The following is a 13468-nucleotide window of genomic DNA, read 5'->3' as shown; positions in this document are numbered from 1 at the left end:
GGCAATTGGTGAAACTCAGCACCCCGCGACCTGGGGTGACCGACGATGGCGTTAGCGTTTAGTTGTTCCGAGTCGGGCGAGACGCCTTGGGGGCGTTGACGTTGTCTATTGCACAGACGGTCCTCGTTTATGCGGGGATACCGGCCGCGGTGATCATCATCGTGGCGGGACTGATCCTCGTCGGCGGAAGTCGGCGAGCAAAGCGTTACCGGCCAGGACGGCCGTATGACTTCAAGCCGGTGTGGTTCACCGCGGCACCGGCCACCGCCGGTGCACATGAGCTGACCGCGGGGCACGACCACGACCACGCGGCCGTGACCGGGGCGGCGACGGCAGAGACGCCGACCGCCGTGGTCGTCGAGGGCAGGACGGGAGGCGCAAGTGACCGCTGGTGACGACACCCCGGACAGTCCCTTCACCACCCGGCAGCTGCTCCGTCTCGACGAGGCCCTCCGCCTCGCCGACAGCAGCACCGGCCTCACCTTCAGTGTCTACGTCGGTGACCTCACCGAGCAGGTCCGCGCCGACGCCGAGAAGCTCCACGCCGACCTGGCCTCCCCGGACGACTCCGTGCTCATCGCGGTCTCGCCCAACCAGCGCCAGCTGGAGATCGTGACCGGCGACCACGCACGGCGCCGCATCCGCGACCGCGACAGCAAGCTCGCCGCGCTCTCCATGGCGGCGGCTTTCGCCGGGGGCGACCTGGCGGGCGGGCTCATCTCGGGCATCGCGCAGCTCACCAACTTCGCCGGCAAACACCAGGACTGAGCGCGCCACGTCGCTCAGACATCGTGAAAGCGGCCCCCTCCGGGTATTTCCGGAGGGGGCCGCTTGCAAGTTCGCCCCAGGTGGGTGGGCGCTCCCTGGGCATGTACGCGGACGGTGCGCTCTTCCGCGCTGGTGCCGGTGCGCTGCTCGCTATGCCGCGCGTGATCGCGTTGTTTCCGGGAAGTAGTCCCCTCGCGGGCCTGTTGAGGGGCCGGTTTCCGGGAAGCGGCGCGATCATGGCCGGGTTGGGCGAGCTCTGCGGGGTGCGTCAGGCCGCCCGTTTCCTGTCCGTGCCGGGCGTGCGCCGCCCTTCGTGCGGCGCATGATCGCGTTGTTCCGGGAAATTGTCCCCTCGGGCACCTGTTGAGGGGCCGGCTTCCGGGAAGGAACGCGATCATGGTCGGGCTGGGCAGGCTTGGTGTGCCCTGCGGGGGTATGCCAGACCGCACGCTGGGCGTCCGTGCTGCGCGTGCATCATGGCTCATGCGGCGTGTGATCGCGCAGTTTCCGGGAAGTAGTCCCCTCGTGGACCTGTTGAGGGGCCGGTTTCCGGGAAGCGGCGCGATCATGGCCGGGTTGGGTGGGTTGGGCGCGCCCTGTGGGTACATCGGACCGCCAGCTTCCTGTCCGTGCCGGGCGCGCACTGCCCCTTCATGTGGCGCATGATCGCGTTGTTTCCGGGAAGTAGTCCCCTCGCGGACCTGTTGAGAGGCCGGTTTCCGGGAAATAACGCGATCATGCCCGCCGCCCGCCGCCCGCCGCCCGCCGCCCGCGGCGCGCAGCCCGCGGCGCGCAGCTAGCAGCGCACACGGGAAAGGGCGGGCACCCCGAAAGGCGCCCGCCCTATGAACAGATCAGGCCGCTGCGGTGTCGCAGGCGCGGGCGGCTACTGCTCGGACCACGGCGTCGCGGCCCTCGGCGATCAGGCGCCGCAGCGAGGCAGGGTGCCCCTCCTGCGCCAGCCACGCGTCGGCGAGCGCGATCCGCTCGTCGGAGATGTGGAAGCGGGGGTACCCGAGCACCATGAACTCCTGTGCCGGCTCGCTGTCCTGCTCCGCCCAGATCCGGGCCGCCACCTCGAAGAACCGGTCCACATAAGGCTCGGTCACCTCGAGCTGAGACGAGTGGTGGAAGCCCATCAGCAGGGCCCGCAGCCGCCAGTTGGGGGTTTGGTCCGAGTTGGTGATCTCGGCCCAGACGGCGGCCTTGCCCTCGGCGGTCGGCAGCAGCGCGGTCGCCAGCGCCGCCTCGCGGTCACCGGCGGCGGTCTGGTCGCTCGCGTGTTCGGCGGCGATGAACTCACCGTCGATCTTGCCCTCGGCGGCGAGCACCTCGACGAGGTGCCAGCGGAAGTCGCTGATCACCGAGAGGCCCTCGGGTACGCCGACGCCGTCGAGCCAGCCCCGGACGACCGCGAGCTCCTCGTCGCTGCGGGCGGCCGAGGCGAAGGTCCGGGCCCAGGCGAGCTGGAAGCCGCTCGCGGGCGGCGCCGCCTCCATGGTCCGCTTGGCGGCCTCGGCGAGCAGCTTCCAACCGGTCGGCTGCCAGCTCGGCTCGGCGAAGGTGCTGACGGCGAACCGGGCCTGGATCAGCGTGGCGGTGACGAGGTTGATGTCGGTCTCGGCGGGCAGGCCGGAGACGATCAGCGCGACGTAGTCCCGGGCCGACAGCTCGCCGTCGCGGACCATGTCCCACGCGGCGGACCAGCACAGGGCCCGGGCGAGCGAGGAGTCGAAGCCGTCGATGTGGTCGATGACGGTCGCCATGGACCGCTCGTCGAGCCGCAGCTTGGTGTAGGAGTGGTCCTCGTCGTTGAGGAGCAGTACATCGGCGGCGCGGGATCCGGCCAACTCCGAGAGCACCGTCGAGGGACCGGCGATGTCGACGAAGTGGACCTCGCGGCGGATCAGCTCGGAGCCGACCAGGTCGTAGAGGCCGACGCCGATGCGGTGGCGCCGCAGGGTCGGGTGGCTCTCGGGTGCGGTCTGCTCGACGACGACGGAGGAGTAGGTGCCGTCCTCGCCGATCTCGATCACCGGGCGCAGCGTGTTGACCTGTGCGGTGGAGAGCCACTGGTTGGCGTAGTCGGACAGTTCGCGCCCGGAGGCGGCGGAGAGCTCGGTGAGCAGGTCGCCGAAGGTCGCGTTGCTGAAGGCGTGCTTCGCGAAATACTGCCGCAGGCCCTGGACGAAGGCGTCGATGCCGACGTACGCCACGAGCTGCTTGATGACGCTGGCGCCCTTGGCGTAGGTGATGCCGTCGAAGTTGACCTCGACCGCCGCCACGTCCTCCATTTCGCAGTAGACGGGGTGGGTGCTGGAGAGCTGGTCCTGGCGGTAGCCCCAGTTCTTGCGTACCGAGAGGAAGGTCGTCCACGCGTCGCCGAAGCGGGTGGCCTCGGTGTTGGCCCAGTGCGACGCCCACTCGGCGAAGCTCTCGTTGAGCCAGAGGTCGTCCCACCAGGTCATCGTCACGAGGTCGCCGAACCACATGTGCGCCATCTCGTGGAGGATGGTGTTGGCGCGCTGCTCGTACTCGAAGTCGGTCACCGGGGAGCGGAAGATGTAGTGCTGCTCGGCGTTGGTGACGCAGCCGAAGTTCTCCATCGCGCCCGCGTTGAACTCCGGTACGAAGAGCTGGTCGTACTTCGGCAGGGGGTAGCGCACGCCGAACTGGGCGTGGAAGAAGTCGAAGCCCTGCTTGGTGATGAGGAAGATGTCGTCGGCGTCGAGGTACTTCGCCATGCTCTGCCGCACGAAGAGGCCGAGGTCGATGCCGTCGTGGGTTTCGCGGACCTCGTGGTAGGGCCCGGCGCAGAGCGCGGTGATGTAGGTGCTCATCCGCACCGACTGCGCGAAGTGCACGACCTGCGCGCTGCTCTCGGTCTTCTCCGTGCGCTCGATCTCCGAGTTGGAGACGACCCGCCAGTGGCCCGGAGCGGTCACGTGCCACGTGTAGAGCGACTTGAGGTCGGGCTGGTCGAAGCAGGCGTAGACCTTCTGCGCGTCCTGCGTCTCGAACTGGCTGTAGAGGTAGACCTCCTTGTCCACCGGGTCGACCGCGCGATGCAGGCCCTGGCCGGAGTTGGAGAAGTCGTAGTCCGCGTCGACGACGAGGGTGTTGTGCTCGGCCAGCCCGGTCAGCGGGAGCCCGCGGTCGGCGGCCCACTCGCTGAGATCCACGGGCGAGCCGTTCAGCACCGCTGAGCGGATGCCGTGTGCCGCGACCTCGATGAACGTGCTCGCACCGGGTTCGGTGCAGTCGAAGATGACTTCGGTCACCGTTCGAAACGTGCCGTCGCCGGGGTTCCCGGAGCCGTCGGTCAGGTCGACAGTGATGTCGTAGGACCGCACGTCGAGCAGGCGAGCCCGCTCAGCCGCCTCGGCCTGGGTTAGATTGCGCACTCCAGCCACGGAGTAACTCCTTTGTCATCTGTGTCGCTTCAGGCGCAGTGTGCCACGCTCTGTGCGGATATGTTGTTGTGGCCAGCCTCACGTTTTGCGATGAGATCGGTAAGGCCCGACGTTGACTTCGGACGTTAGCACCCGCAGCTCCGGAGGCAATCGTGAATTCTGTCGATATGTATTTCGATCCGTTGTGCCCTTGGGCTTGGATGACGTCCCGATGGTTGCTTGAAGTCGAGAAGGTTCGACCCGTCCAGGTGAACTACCGCGTCATGAGTCTCGCCGTGCTCAACGAGGGTCGGGACCTGCCGGAGAGCTACCGCGCGCTGCTGGACACCGCGTGGGGTCCGGTCCGGGTCTGCATCGCCGCCGCCGAGAAGCACGGTGACGAGGTGCTCCGCGACCTTTACACCGCGATCGGCACCCGCATCCACCTCGGCAAGGAGAAGACCAGCGACGCGCTGCTGCGCAGCGCGCTGGAGGAGGTCGGGCTCGACCCGTCGCTCGCCGAGGCCGCGGACTCCACCGATTACGACCAGGCGCTGCGGGCCAGCCACGACGCCGGGATGAAGCCGGTCGGCACCGATGTCGGCACCCCGGTCATCCACGCGCCCGGCCCCGACGGCTCGCCCGTCGCCTTCTTCGGGCCGGTCGTTACCCCGGCGCCCAAGGGTGAGGCCGCCGGGCTGCTCTGGGACGGTGTTCTGCTGGTGGCGGCGACGCCCGGCTTCTATGAACTCAAGCGCTCCAGGACTCTCGGACCCATCTTCGAGTAGGTGCACAGCCGTCGAGGCCTCCGGATCGTTGCACCAGACGTGGCTGAGACGAACAACGCACCCTGGTTGATGGTGGCACCGATCGAGATGACGGTGGAGTGTGTGGGCACCGCGCGCTTCACCGTCTCCCGGGCCGCCGACGACAACGAATATCTCGGGCCCGCCGTCAGCGCGGTCTCGCTCCGTGAGGGACGGCACCGCCACGAGCGCCCGGCTCTGCGGATGGAGATCCCCGCCCAGCCCACGTGGCGGACTCCGGACAGGGTGCTTGCGTCGGTCTGACGGCGATCTCGTAGCGTCAGCACCCATGACGGTCGTGCATCCGATCCCCAAGGCCTGGCTCTCCACGGTTGACCCGCGCACTGGTCGCAGCGTCACCGGCGCGCAGAACTACGACGAGTTCGCCGACGACGCCGAGATCACCGCTCTCATCGCCGAGAGCCCGCTCAGCGCACTCGGCGTGGAGATGCCGCACAAGGCACCCGATTCGTTGGGGCTGAGCTTCACCGATGCGCTTCCCGCCGCCGTGGAGCGTCTCGCCGCCGCCAAGGCCGCCGGTGCCTACGCCGAGTCCGACGACGTGGTGGTGCTCTACCGCATCACCGGTCCGGACGGCGCGCAGGGCTTCGGCCTGTGGTGCCTCGTCGACACCGACCAGATCTCCACCAGCGCCGACGAGCCCGGTCTCGTCATCCGCAACGAGGATGTCTTCATCGCCAAGGTGCGCGAGCGCGTCGCGCTGTTCCAGGCGACCGGACACCTGCTCTCGCCCGTGCTGCTGCTGCAGACCGGTCGCGGTGACGAGCTGCACGCGGCCCTCGACGCCGCCTGCGCCGGCGCCGGTGCGCCCTTCTCGGTGGACGTGGACCCGGCTGGGCGTACCCACGAGATCTGGCCCGTGACCGACGGCGCCGAGCTGCGCGCGCTGGCCGGCGGGGGCGACCTGGTCGTCGCCGACGGCAACCACCGCAGCCTCGCCGCGCAGACCGGCGACCTGCCGCGCTTCCTCGCGGTCGTGACCACCCCCGGGTCGGTCGCGATCCAGCCCTACAACCGCCTGGTGCACGAGCTGACCACGCCCGTCGCGGACCTGATCGAAGGCCTCCAGCAGGCCGGCGCCGTCGTGGCCGAGGCGAGCGGCCCCGTCACGGTCCCCGCCACCGGCGGCTCCATCGGGGTGTACGCCGGTGACCGCGGCTACTGGACCGTCGAGCTGCCCCGGGTCGAGGGCGCCTCGTCGGTGGAGAACCTCGACCACGCGCTCGTGGAGAAGCAGCTCTTCGGTGAGCAGCTCGGCCTCGACCCGGGCGACAAGCGGATCACCTATGTCGGCGGCGACTACCCGGCGAGCTGGCTCGCGGGCGAGGTCGACGCGGGCCGGGCCGAGCTCGCCATCCTCATCGCGCCGGTCACCGTCGACGACTTCGTCGCGGTCAACCTGGCCCGGTTGAAGCTGCCGCGCAAGAGCACCTGGTTCACGCCGAAGGCCCGGGCGGGCCTGGTCGCGGTCGAGCTGTAGCGGGCTGCGAGACTGGCGACCATGCGCGTCTACCTGGGATCCGACCACGCCGGTTATGAGCTGAAGGTGCACCTCGCGGGGCATTTGGCCAACCTCGGTTATGAGGTGACCGACGTCGGTCCGCACGCCTTCGACCCGGAGGACGACTACCCGTCCTTCTGCCTGCACACCGGCGCCCGCGTCGTCGCCGATCCCGGCAGCCTCGGCATCGTGATCGGCGGCTCCGGCAACGGTGAGCAGATCGCCGCCAACAAGGTGGCCGGGGTGCGGGCGGCGCTCGCCTGGTCGACGGAGATCGCCCAGCTCTGCCGCCAGCACAACGACGCCAACGTGGTCGGGATCGGTGCTCGCCAGCACACGATCGACGAGGCGACGGCGATCGTGGAGGCCTTCCTGGTCACCCCGTTCTCCGGCAGCGAGCGCCATGCCCGCCGCATCAACCAGGTCACCGCTTACGAGAAGTCGGGCGAGCTGCCCGAGCTGCCGTAGTGCTTGCGGTGTGATCGCGCACCTTCCCGCAAACAGTCCCCTCAGGGTGCCTGCGGAGGCTCAGCCTCCGGGAAGGTGCGCGATCACCGCCGCGGCAGCTCCTCGCGGGGGACCCAGTGGCGGCGGACGATGACCAGCTCCTCCTCGGCCCTGGCCAGGTCCTCCGCCGTGGGACGCGCCGCATCGCGGGCGCGCATGGCGGCCGAGACGCTGACCTGCGTCGATCCGGCACCGACCAGCCCGCGCAGTCCGCGCTCGGCGTCGCGCTCGTCGCCGAGGCGGTGATGAGGCTCCATGCTCCGAGGGTATGCGGACAGGGGTGTCGCAGTCACGCACTACGCTGTCCGATGTGACCGAGAATCAGTGGCCTGACAAGACCCTCGACATCTCCGGCTATCGCCCGCAGGACCAGGCGACCGTTCGTCACGACGGATCGGCCGGGCCGCCGATCCCCGCGCAGGGTCGGCGGGAGTTCCAGCCGGGCAAGGCCCAGGTCGGCGCCGAGCGCGAGCCCACCCTGACCTTCGAGGCCGGTGATTCCACCGCGACCGACATCGGCGGCTCGGCGATCCAGAGCCGCAGCGGCCTCAAGCAGCCGGAGATCCCGCTCCGCTCCCGCCTGCGCCAGCTCCGCAAGGGCAGCCGGTGGAGCGCGATCGGCGCCGGGATCCTGTCGTTCTGCTGGCTGATCTGGGCCGTCTCCGGGATCGACGGCGACCTCGCGGTGGCCGCGCTCGCGCTGGTGGTCGCCCTGGTGGTGGGCGTCTTCCTCTTCGCGCTGTGCCGGTTGCTCGGGCTGGTGGTGCTGGAGCGCACGTTCAACCGGGTGCGGCGTTCGGCCTGGGTGTCGCACGCGATCATCGGTGGCTACTTCGCGGTGGTGGGCTTCGGCTTCCTGCAGCGCGTCCAGTGGATCGTCGACGCCTGGAAGTGGCTCAACGGCGCCGGCTAGGGCGCTGACCACCGCGCTCAGCCGACGTGGAGGGGTTTCTGCTCCACCTCGGCGTTGATGGAGGCGATCTCCGGGTGCTCGTCGAGCCACTCGGTGAGCTTCGAGATCGCCATGGTCGTGTCGCCGAAGTTGGCCGCGATCGCGTGCATGACCTCCCAGTCCTCCGGCGTGTCCAGCGTGAGGCGCAGGTGCGAGCGGTCCGGCAGCAGCGTCATGCCGAAGAGCCGGAACTCCTCCGGGTGGGTGTAGACATACGAGGTCACGTGGGTGCGGTGGTATTCGTTGGCGCGGCCGTCGAGCGAGCGCAGCGTGTCGGCCCGGATCACCTCGACATCGAGCCCGCGCGGCAGCGTCCGGGTGATCGAGGTGGTGATGTAGTCGAGCCCGGGGACGCTGCGGAAGACCTGCGCCACGAGGCTGATGATCTCGGGGTCGAGCCACGGGCAGTCGGCGGTGAAGCGCATCACAGCATCGGCGGGGTGCTTGTCCAGCGCGCCGAGGAAGCGGCTCAGCACGTCGTCGACGGGACCCCGGTGCACCGCGATGCCGAGGGCGTCGCACTCGGCGACAACCGGATCATCGGTGATCTCGGTGGTGGTGGCCACGACCAGCTCATCCACCGCGCCGCTCTCCTGTGCGGCGCGGACGACGCGCGACAGCACAGTACGTCCGGCCAGTGGGTGCAGCACCTTGCCGGGGAGGCGGGTCGAGCCCATTCGGGCCTGGATCACACCGAGCATCCGCATGGTTTGGCAGCTTACATACTCGGATAGACTCGGCCACCGGCCAGCCGTCAACAGGCTGTGATCTGCCGAGAAGGGGCATTCGATCATGGAGCTCGACCGTCTACGCGGTGTTTTCCGCACCGCGCTGGAGCTGCCCGCCGATGCCGACGTGGACACGCTGGAATACCGCGGCATCGAGAAGTGGGACTCCCTGGCACACATGTCCCTGATCGCTGCGATCGAGGACGAGTTCGACATCATGATCGACACCGACGACGTGATCGACATGAGCTCGTTCGCCAAGGCTCGGGAGATCGTGGGCAAGTACGGTGTCGCAGTCGCCTGAGACGCGCCGCGTCGCCCTGGTGACGGGTGCCTCCCGGGGCATCGGCCGGGCCATCGCCGAGCGCCTCGCGGCCGACGGTTACGCGGTCGCCGTGCACGCCAGCACCGCCGAGCGGGCCGAGCCCGTCGCGGCTGAGCTCGCGGACCGGCACGGCGTGCCGACCCTCGCCCTCGGCGGCGACATCGGCGACCCCGCGACGGCGAAGGCTCTCGCGCGAGCGGTCTTTGACGCCTACCGCCGCCTCGACGCCCTGGTCGTCAATGCCGGGCAGCATGAGGCGGGCATGCTCGGGATGACCTCGGACGCCGTCACCCAGCGCCTCTTCGACGTCAACGCGGTCGGTGCCGTGCACACCCTGCAGCACTCGGTGAAGCTGCTGCGCCGCGGCGAGCGCCCGGCCGTCGTGCTCACCGCCTCGGTGATGGGCCGGGTCGGCGGCGCCGGTCAGGCCGTTTACGCCGCGACGAAAGCCGCCGTGATCGGGCTGACCCTCTCGGCGGCGAAGGAGCTCGGGCCCGCGGGCATCCGGGTCAACGCCGTCGCGCCGGGCTTCATCGCCACCGACATGCTGGGCAGCCTCGACGAGGCGGGCCAGGCCGAGACGGTCGCGGCGACACCGCTGCGGCGCCTCGGGGACGCCGGTGACGTGGCGAGCGCCGTCGCGTTCCTCCTCTCCGACCAGGCGTCCTTCATCACCGGGCAGGTGCTCGGGGTCGACGGGGGCGTGGTGCGGTGACTCTCGGCGTACACCCGAATGCGAAGTTGATCGACGCAGCGAGCGGCGCTGAGCTGGGCGGGGACGGGCTGCGCGCGCGGATCGAAGCCGCCGCCGACGCGACGCGCGGCGAGGCCGGACTGATCCTGCTGCCGATGCCGACCACGGTCGACGCGGTCCTCGCCTACCTGGGCGCGCTCGCGGCGCGGCGGCCGGTCGCGCTCATCGACCCGCAGGCCGATGTCGCGCGCGCCGAGATCATCGAGCGCTTCGCGCCGTCACTCGTCGTCGGGGTCGATGCCCCACCCCCATCGGGGTACGCCGCCGGCACGCACCTCGGCCTGCCGGCCTGGCACCGCCCGGCGACCGTGATGCCCGACCCGGAGCTGGCGCTGCTGCTGACCACGTCGGGCTCGACGGGCAGCCCCAAGCTGGTCCGGCTCTCCTCGTCGGCGGTCGACGCCAATGCCCGCGCCATCGCCGAGGGACTCGGGCTCGGCCCCGATGACGTGGCGATGACGACGCTGCCGCTCTTCTACACCTATGGCCTCTCGGTGCTCAATTCGCACCTGGTGAGCGGGGCGACGGTCGTGCTGACCGAGCGCACCTTCATGGAGCGCGAGTTCTGGACCGACCTCGGCCGCTTCGGTGTCACGAGCCTCGCCGCCGTGCCCTACCAGTACGAGATGCTCAAGCGGCTCCGCTTCACCCCGGCGAAGCACCCGACGCTGCGGACGCTCACCCAGGCCGGCGGGCGGCTGCGTACGGAGCTTGTGGCTGATTTCCGCCAGCGGATGGCGGAGGTGGGCGGCAAGATGTTCGTCATGTACGGGCAGACCGAGGCGACCGCGCGGATGACGATCCTGCCGTCGGAGATGCTCGCGGAGAAGCTCGGTTCGGCCGGACCGGCGCTGCCCGGCGGCAAGCTGCGGATAGACGACGACGAGGTCGTCTTCGAGGGGCCCAACGTGATGATGGGCTACGCGGAGCAGGCCGAGGATCTCGCCAAGCCGGACGAACTCGGCGGCGTGCTGCGCACCGGCGACCTCGGGCGCCTCGACGACGACGGCTACCTGTGGATCACCGGCCGGGTGAAGCGGCTCGGCAAGGTCTTCGGCGTCCGGGTCAACCTCGACGACGTGGAGCGGATGCTCGCCGGTGACGTGCCGGTCGCGGCGATCGCCGGGGACGACCGCCTCATCGTCTTCGTGGAGACCCTCGACACAGATCACCCGGCGGCGGTCAAGCGTGACCTGGCCGAACAGCTCGGCATCCACTCCTCGGGGCTGGACGTGCGGGGCATCGCCGAGCTACCACTGATGTCGAGCGGCAAGATCGATTATCGGGCGTTGGAGGAAATGCGATGAGTGTCTTCACGCTCAGCCAGTCGGAGAAGGAAGCACAGCTCCTGCCGGCCCTCAACGACCTCGTCACGCACCACCGGGCCGCCTGCGCTCCCTACGACCGCATCGTCGGCGCCGTCGACGCCACCGGCGGACCCTATGCCGACCTGCGCGACCTGCCCTGGCTGCCGGTGCGCATGTTCAAGACGCACTCGCTCAAGAGCATCCCCGACGACGAGGTGGTCAAGACCCTCACGTCGAGCGGCACCACGGGTGACGTGAGCCGGATCTACCTGGACCGCACCGCCGCCGCCGCGCAGACCAAGGCCCTGTCCAACACGCTGCAGACCGTGCTCGGCCCCAAGCGGCTGCCGATGCTGATCGTCGACAGCCGGGCCGTGGTGAGCAACCGCCGCGAGTTCAGCGCCCGGGGCGCGGGCATGCTCGGGCTGATCAACTTCGGTCGCGACCACGTCTACCTGCTCGATGAGAACGGCGAGCCGGATGTCGAGGCGCTCAAGACCTTCCTCGCCAAGCACGGTGACGCGCCCTTCCTCGTCTTCGGCTTCACGTTCATGGTCTGGCTCTACCTTTACGAAGCCGCTCGCGACAACGGGCTCGACCTCAGCAACGGCCTGCTGATCCACTCCGGCGGCTGGAAGAAGCTGATCGACCGGGCCGTCGACAACGCGGAGTTCCGCCGCCGCCTGGCCGAGGACACCGGCCTGACCCAGGTCTACAACTTCTACGGCATGGTCGAGCAGATCGGCACGGTCTTCCTGGAGGGCCCCGAGGGCGGCTCGCTCTACTGCCCCGACTTCGCCGATGTCATCATCCGCGACCCCGTGACCTGGGAGGAGCAGCCGATCGGCACGCCCGGTCTGATCGAGGTGATCAGCACGCTGCCGACCTCGTACCCGGGGCACGTGCTGCTCACCGAGGACCTCGGCGTGATCGACGGGATCGACGACGGACCCTGGCCGGGCAAGCGCCTGCGCATCCTCGGCCGTCTGCCCCGCGCCGAGGCACGCGGCTGCAGCGACACGTTCACCGGCGGTGCCGCATGAAGGTAGACCTCCGCTACCCGGTCGGCGAGCCGGTCGAGATCGATTCGCTGCTCGCCTCGCTCACCGACGAACCCGTCGACGGTCGCCTCACCGTCGGCGACGAGCGGGTCGTCGAGTTCCTGCTCGGCATGTCCCGCAAGCTGCTCGCTCCGTCGCTCGCCCGGCGCTTCCCCGAGCTCGCCTCGCTGGGCTTCTTCCTGCGCAAGGCGGAGCTGCGGCGGACCGTCGAGCGACTGCAGGCGGCGACCCCCGACGCCCTCGTCATGCCCCGCGGCCTCGTCTTCCACGTGCCCCCGGCCAACGTCGACACGATCTTCGTCTACTCCTGGGCGCTCTCGGCGCTCGCGGGCAACGCCAACGTCATCCGGGTCTCCGCCCGCTCGGCCGGTGCCGCGACGGCGATCCTCGACGCGCTCAACGACACCGATGCGCACCCGGCGATCGCCCAGACCCAGCGCATGATCACGTACGGGCGAGACGACGAGATCACCGCAGCCCTCAGCCGCGCCTGCGACCTGCGGGTCATCTGGGGCGGCGACCGGACCGTGCACGAGATCCGCCGCCATCCGCTCGCCGCCGCCGCGCGTGATGTCACCTTCCCCGACCGGACCTCGTTCGCCGTCGTCTCCATCGCCGGATGGCAGGCTGCCGATGCCCGGACCCGGGCGCTGGCTGCGGAAGGGCTCGTCAACGACGTCTACTGGTTCGACCAGGCCGCCTGCGCGTCGCCTCGGGCCGTGTTCCTCGTGGGTGACCCGGCGGGCGCCGACGCGGTGCGGGTCGAGCTGGTCTCGCTCGTCGAGAAGACGCTGCGGGACCGGTCGGAGCCCGCGCTCGACGCGGCGATGGCCGTGGAGAAGCGGGTCGGCGTCTATGGGCTCGCCGCTGACGGCGCCGCCGATCGGATCACCTTCCACGGCAACGAGGTCACCGATGTCGAGCTGACCGGTCCGGGTGCGATGCCCCGGCACTGGCTCGGGACCGGGGTCTTCGCGTTCGCGAACGTCGCCCAGTTGGCAGACCTGGTGCCGCTGATCCGGCGCAAGGACCAGACGCTGAGCCACTTCGGTTTCGACGCGCAGGAGCTGACGGGGTTCGCGCGTGCGGTGGCCGGGCGGGGCGTCGACCGGATGGTGCCGTTCGGGCAGGCGTTGGCCTTCGCGGGTATCTGGGACGGCTACGACCTCTCCCGCGAGTTCACCCGCCTGGTAACGATCACCACCTGACGGAGCGCCGCTCGACATCGGTGCCCTTGATGCCAGGATCTCGCGTACCCGGCTGGTTGATCGCAGATCATGGCGCAGCGGGCTCGCCCTGGTGGTCTCTCGCCGCCTAGATCCGCGATCATCACACGCATGACGGTC

Annotated in this window: 15 protein-coding genes; 12 read left to right on the top strand and 3 right to left on the bottom strand. The window is 69.8% G+C overall.

The window, feature by feature from the left end; all coding sequences use genetic code 11:
* The first annotated feature begins 149 nt into the window (after positions 1-149).
* Positions 150-395, top strand: a complete 246-nt coding sequence (locus F4553_RS15970; protein ID WP_184836803.1) for a hypothetical protein — start codon at positions 150-152, stop codon at positions 393-395.
* The gene (locus F4553_RS15965) at positions 382-768 is read left to right on the top strand and encodes a DUF5130 family protein (RefSeq protein WP_184836802.1); all 387 of its coding nucleotides are present in this window, start codon (positions 382-384) and stop codon (positions 766-768) included. The genes F4553_RS15970 and F4553_RS15965 overlap by 14 nt, the downstream gene beginning before the upstream one ends.
* Before the next feature lie 854 nt (positions 769-1622).
* Here the strand turns inward: F4553_RS15965 and pepN are convergent.
* Positions 1623-4172, bottom strand: a complete 2550-nt coding sequence (gene pepN, locus F4553_RS15960) for an aminopeptidase N (RefSeq protein ID WP_184836801.1) — start codon at positions 4170-4172, stop codon at positions 1623-1625.
* 176 nt (positions 4173-4348) lie between these two features.
* On the opposite strand from pepN, the gene F4553_RS15955 reads away from it, so the two are divergent.
* The 4 genes from F4553_RS15955 to F4553_RS15940 are packed head-to-tail and all read left to right on the top strand — an operon-like array spanning position 4349 to position 6956.
* Positions 4349-4948 carry a mycothiol-dependent nitroreductase Rv2466c family protein gene (locus F4553_RS15955; protein WP_184840794.1) on the top strand — a complete coding sequence of 200 codons (600 nt, stop codon included), beginning with the start codon at positions 4349-4351 and terminating at the stop codon, positions 4946-4948.
* A gap of 39 nt (positions 4949-4987) precedes the next feature.
* Complete coding sequence (locus tag F4553_RS15950) at positions 4988-5230, top strand: hypothetical protein (protein ID WP_184836800.1); 243 nt, start codon at positions 4988-4990, stop codon at positions 5228-5230.
* 25 nt (positions 5231-5255) lie between these two features.
* Positions 5256-6467: a DUF1015 family protein gene (locus F4553_RS15945; protein WP_184836799.1), complete on the top strand. Its 1212-nt coding sequence runs from the start codon at positions 5256-5258 to the stop codon at positions 6465-6467.
* Between the two features lie 21 nt (positions 6468-6488).
* Positions 6489-6956 carry a ribose-5-phosphate isomerase gene (locus tag F4553_RS15940; protein ID WP_184836798.1) on the top strand — a complete coding sequence of 156 codons (468 nt, stop codon included), beginning with the start codon at positions 6489-6491 and terminating at the stop codon, positions 6954-6956.
* 83 nt (positions 6957-7039) lie between these two features.
* Here the strand turns inward: F4553_RS15940 and F4553_RS15935 are convergent, their stop codons facing one another.
* Positions 7040-7252 carry a hypothetical protein gene (locus F4553_RS15935; RefSeq protein ID WP_376776296.1) on the bottom strand — a complete coding sequence of 71 codons (213 nt, stop codon included), beginning with the start codon at positions 7250-7252 and terminating at the stop codon, positions 7040-7042.
* Positions 7253-7305: 53 nt separating this feature from the next.
* Between F4553_RS15935 and F4553_RS15930 the strand changes: the two genes are divergently transcribed.
* The gene (locus F4553_RS15930) at positions 7306-7908 is read left to right on the top strand and encodes a hypothetical protein (RefSeq protein WP_184836797.1); all 603 of its coding nucleotides are present in this window, start codon (positions 7306-7308) and stop codon (positions 7906-7908) included.
* A 17-nt stretch (positions 7909-7925) separates the two neighbouring features.
* Here the strand turns inward: F4553_RS15930 and F4553_RS15925 are convergent, their stop codons facing one another.
* The gene (locus F4553_RS15925) at positions 7926-8654 is read right to left on the bottom strand and encodes a cytidylyltransferase domain-containing protein (protein WP_184836796.1); all 729 of its coding nucleotides are present in this window, start codon (positions 8652-8654) and stop codon (positions 7926-7928) included.
* Positions 8655-8739: 85 nt separating this feature from the next.
* Here F4553_RS15925 and F4553_RS15920 point away from each other — a divergent pair, with 85 nt between their 5' ends.
* Genes F4553_RS15920 through F4553_RS15900 form a run of 5 tightly spaced genes read left to right on the top strand, consistent with a single transcriptional unit; the run spans position 8740 to position 13330 of the window.
* Positions 8740-8979 carry an acyl carrier protein gene (locus F4553_RS15920; protein ID WP_184836794.1) on the top strand — a complete coding sequence of 80 codons (240 nt, stop codon included), beginning with the start codon at positions 8740-8742 and terminating at the stop codon, positions 8977-8979.
* Positions 8963-9715 carry an SDR family NAD(P)-dependent oxidoreductase gene (locus tag F4553_RS15915; RefSeq protein ID WP_184836792.1) on the top strand — a complete coding sequence of 251 codons (753 nt, stop codon included), beginning with the start codon at positions 8963-8965 and terminating at the stop codon, positions 9713-9715. Before F4553_RS15920 ends, F4553_RS15915 begins: the two co-directional genes overlap by 17 nt.
* 26 nt (positions 9716-9741) lie before the next feature.
* Positions 9742-11061, top strand: coding sequence for an AMP-binding protein (locus tag F4553_RS15910; protein WP_221469910.1), 1320 nt, complete (start codon positions 9742-9744; stop codon positions 11059-11061).
* Positions 11058-12104 carry a LuxE/PaaK family acyltransferase gene (locus F4553_RS15905; protein ID WP_184836788.1) on the top strand — a complete coding sequence of 349 codons (1047 nt, stop codon included), beginning with the start codon at positions 11058-11060 and terminating at the stop codon, positions 12102-12104. Before F4553_RS15910 ends, F4553_RS15905 begins: the two co-directional genes overlap by 4 nt.
* The gene (locus tag F4553_RS15900; RefSeq protein WP_184836786.1) at positions 12101-13330 is read left to right on the top strand and encodes an acyl-CoA reductase; all 1230 of its coding nucleotides are present in this window, start codon (positions 12101-12103) and stop codon (positions 13328-13330) included. Before F4553_RS15905 ends, F4553_RS15900 begins: the two co-directional genes overlap by 4 nt.
* The last annotated feature ends 138 nt before the right edge of the window (positions 13331-13468 follow it).

The organism is Allocatelliglobosispora scoriae (genome assembly GCF_014204945.1).
GTDB lineage: Bacteria > Actinomycetota > Actinomycetes > Mycobacteriales > Micromonosporaceae > Allocatelliglobosispora > Allocatelliglobosispora scoriae.
The sequence above is the reverse complement of the archived record's forward strand: the minus strand, read 5'-3'. Positions and strand labels throughout refer to the sequence as shown.

Excerpts from the sequence above, each read along its gene's own strand:
- F4553_RS15905 (WP_184836788.1), top strand. The coding sequence starts at position 11,058 with ATGAGTGTCTTCACGCTCAGCCAGTCGGAGAAGGAAGCACAGCTCCTG.
- F4553_RS15925 (WP_184836796.1), bottom strand. The coding sequence starts at position 8,654 with ATGCGGATGCTCGGTGTGATCCAGGCCCGAATGGGCTCGACCCGCCTC.
- F4553_RS15900 (WP_184836786.1), top strand. The coding sequence starts at position 12,101 with ATGAAGGTAGACCTCCGCTACCCGGTCGGCGAGCCGGTCGAGATCGAT.
- F4553_RS15920 (WP_184836794.1), top strand. The coding sequence starts at position 8,740 with ATGGAGCTCGACCGTCTACGCGGTGTTTTCCGCACCGCGCTGGAGCTG.
- F4553_RS15955 (WP_184840794.1), top strand. The coding sequence starts at position 4,349 with ATGTATTTCGATCCGTTGTGCCCTTGGGCTTGGATGACGTCCCGATGG.
- F4553_RS15935 (WP_376776296.1), bottom strand. The coding sequence starts at position 7,252 with ATGGAGCCTCATCACCGCCTCGGCGACGAGCGCGACGCCGAGCGCGGA.
- F4553_RS15940 (WP_184836798.1), top strand. The coding sequence starts at position 6,489 with ATGCGCGTCTACCTGGGATCCGACCACGCCGGTTATGAGCTGAAGGTG.
- F4553_RS15945 (WP_184836799.1), top strand. The coding sequence starts at position 5,256 with ATGACGGTCGTGCATCCGATCCCCAAGGCCTGGCTCTCCACGGTTGAC.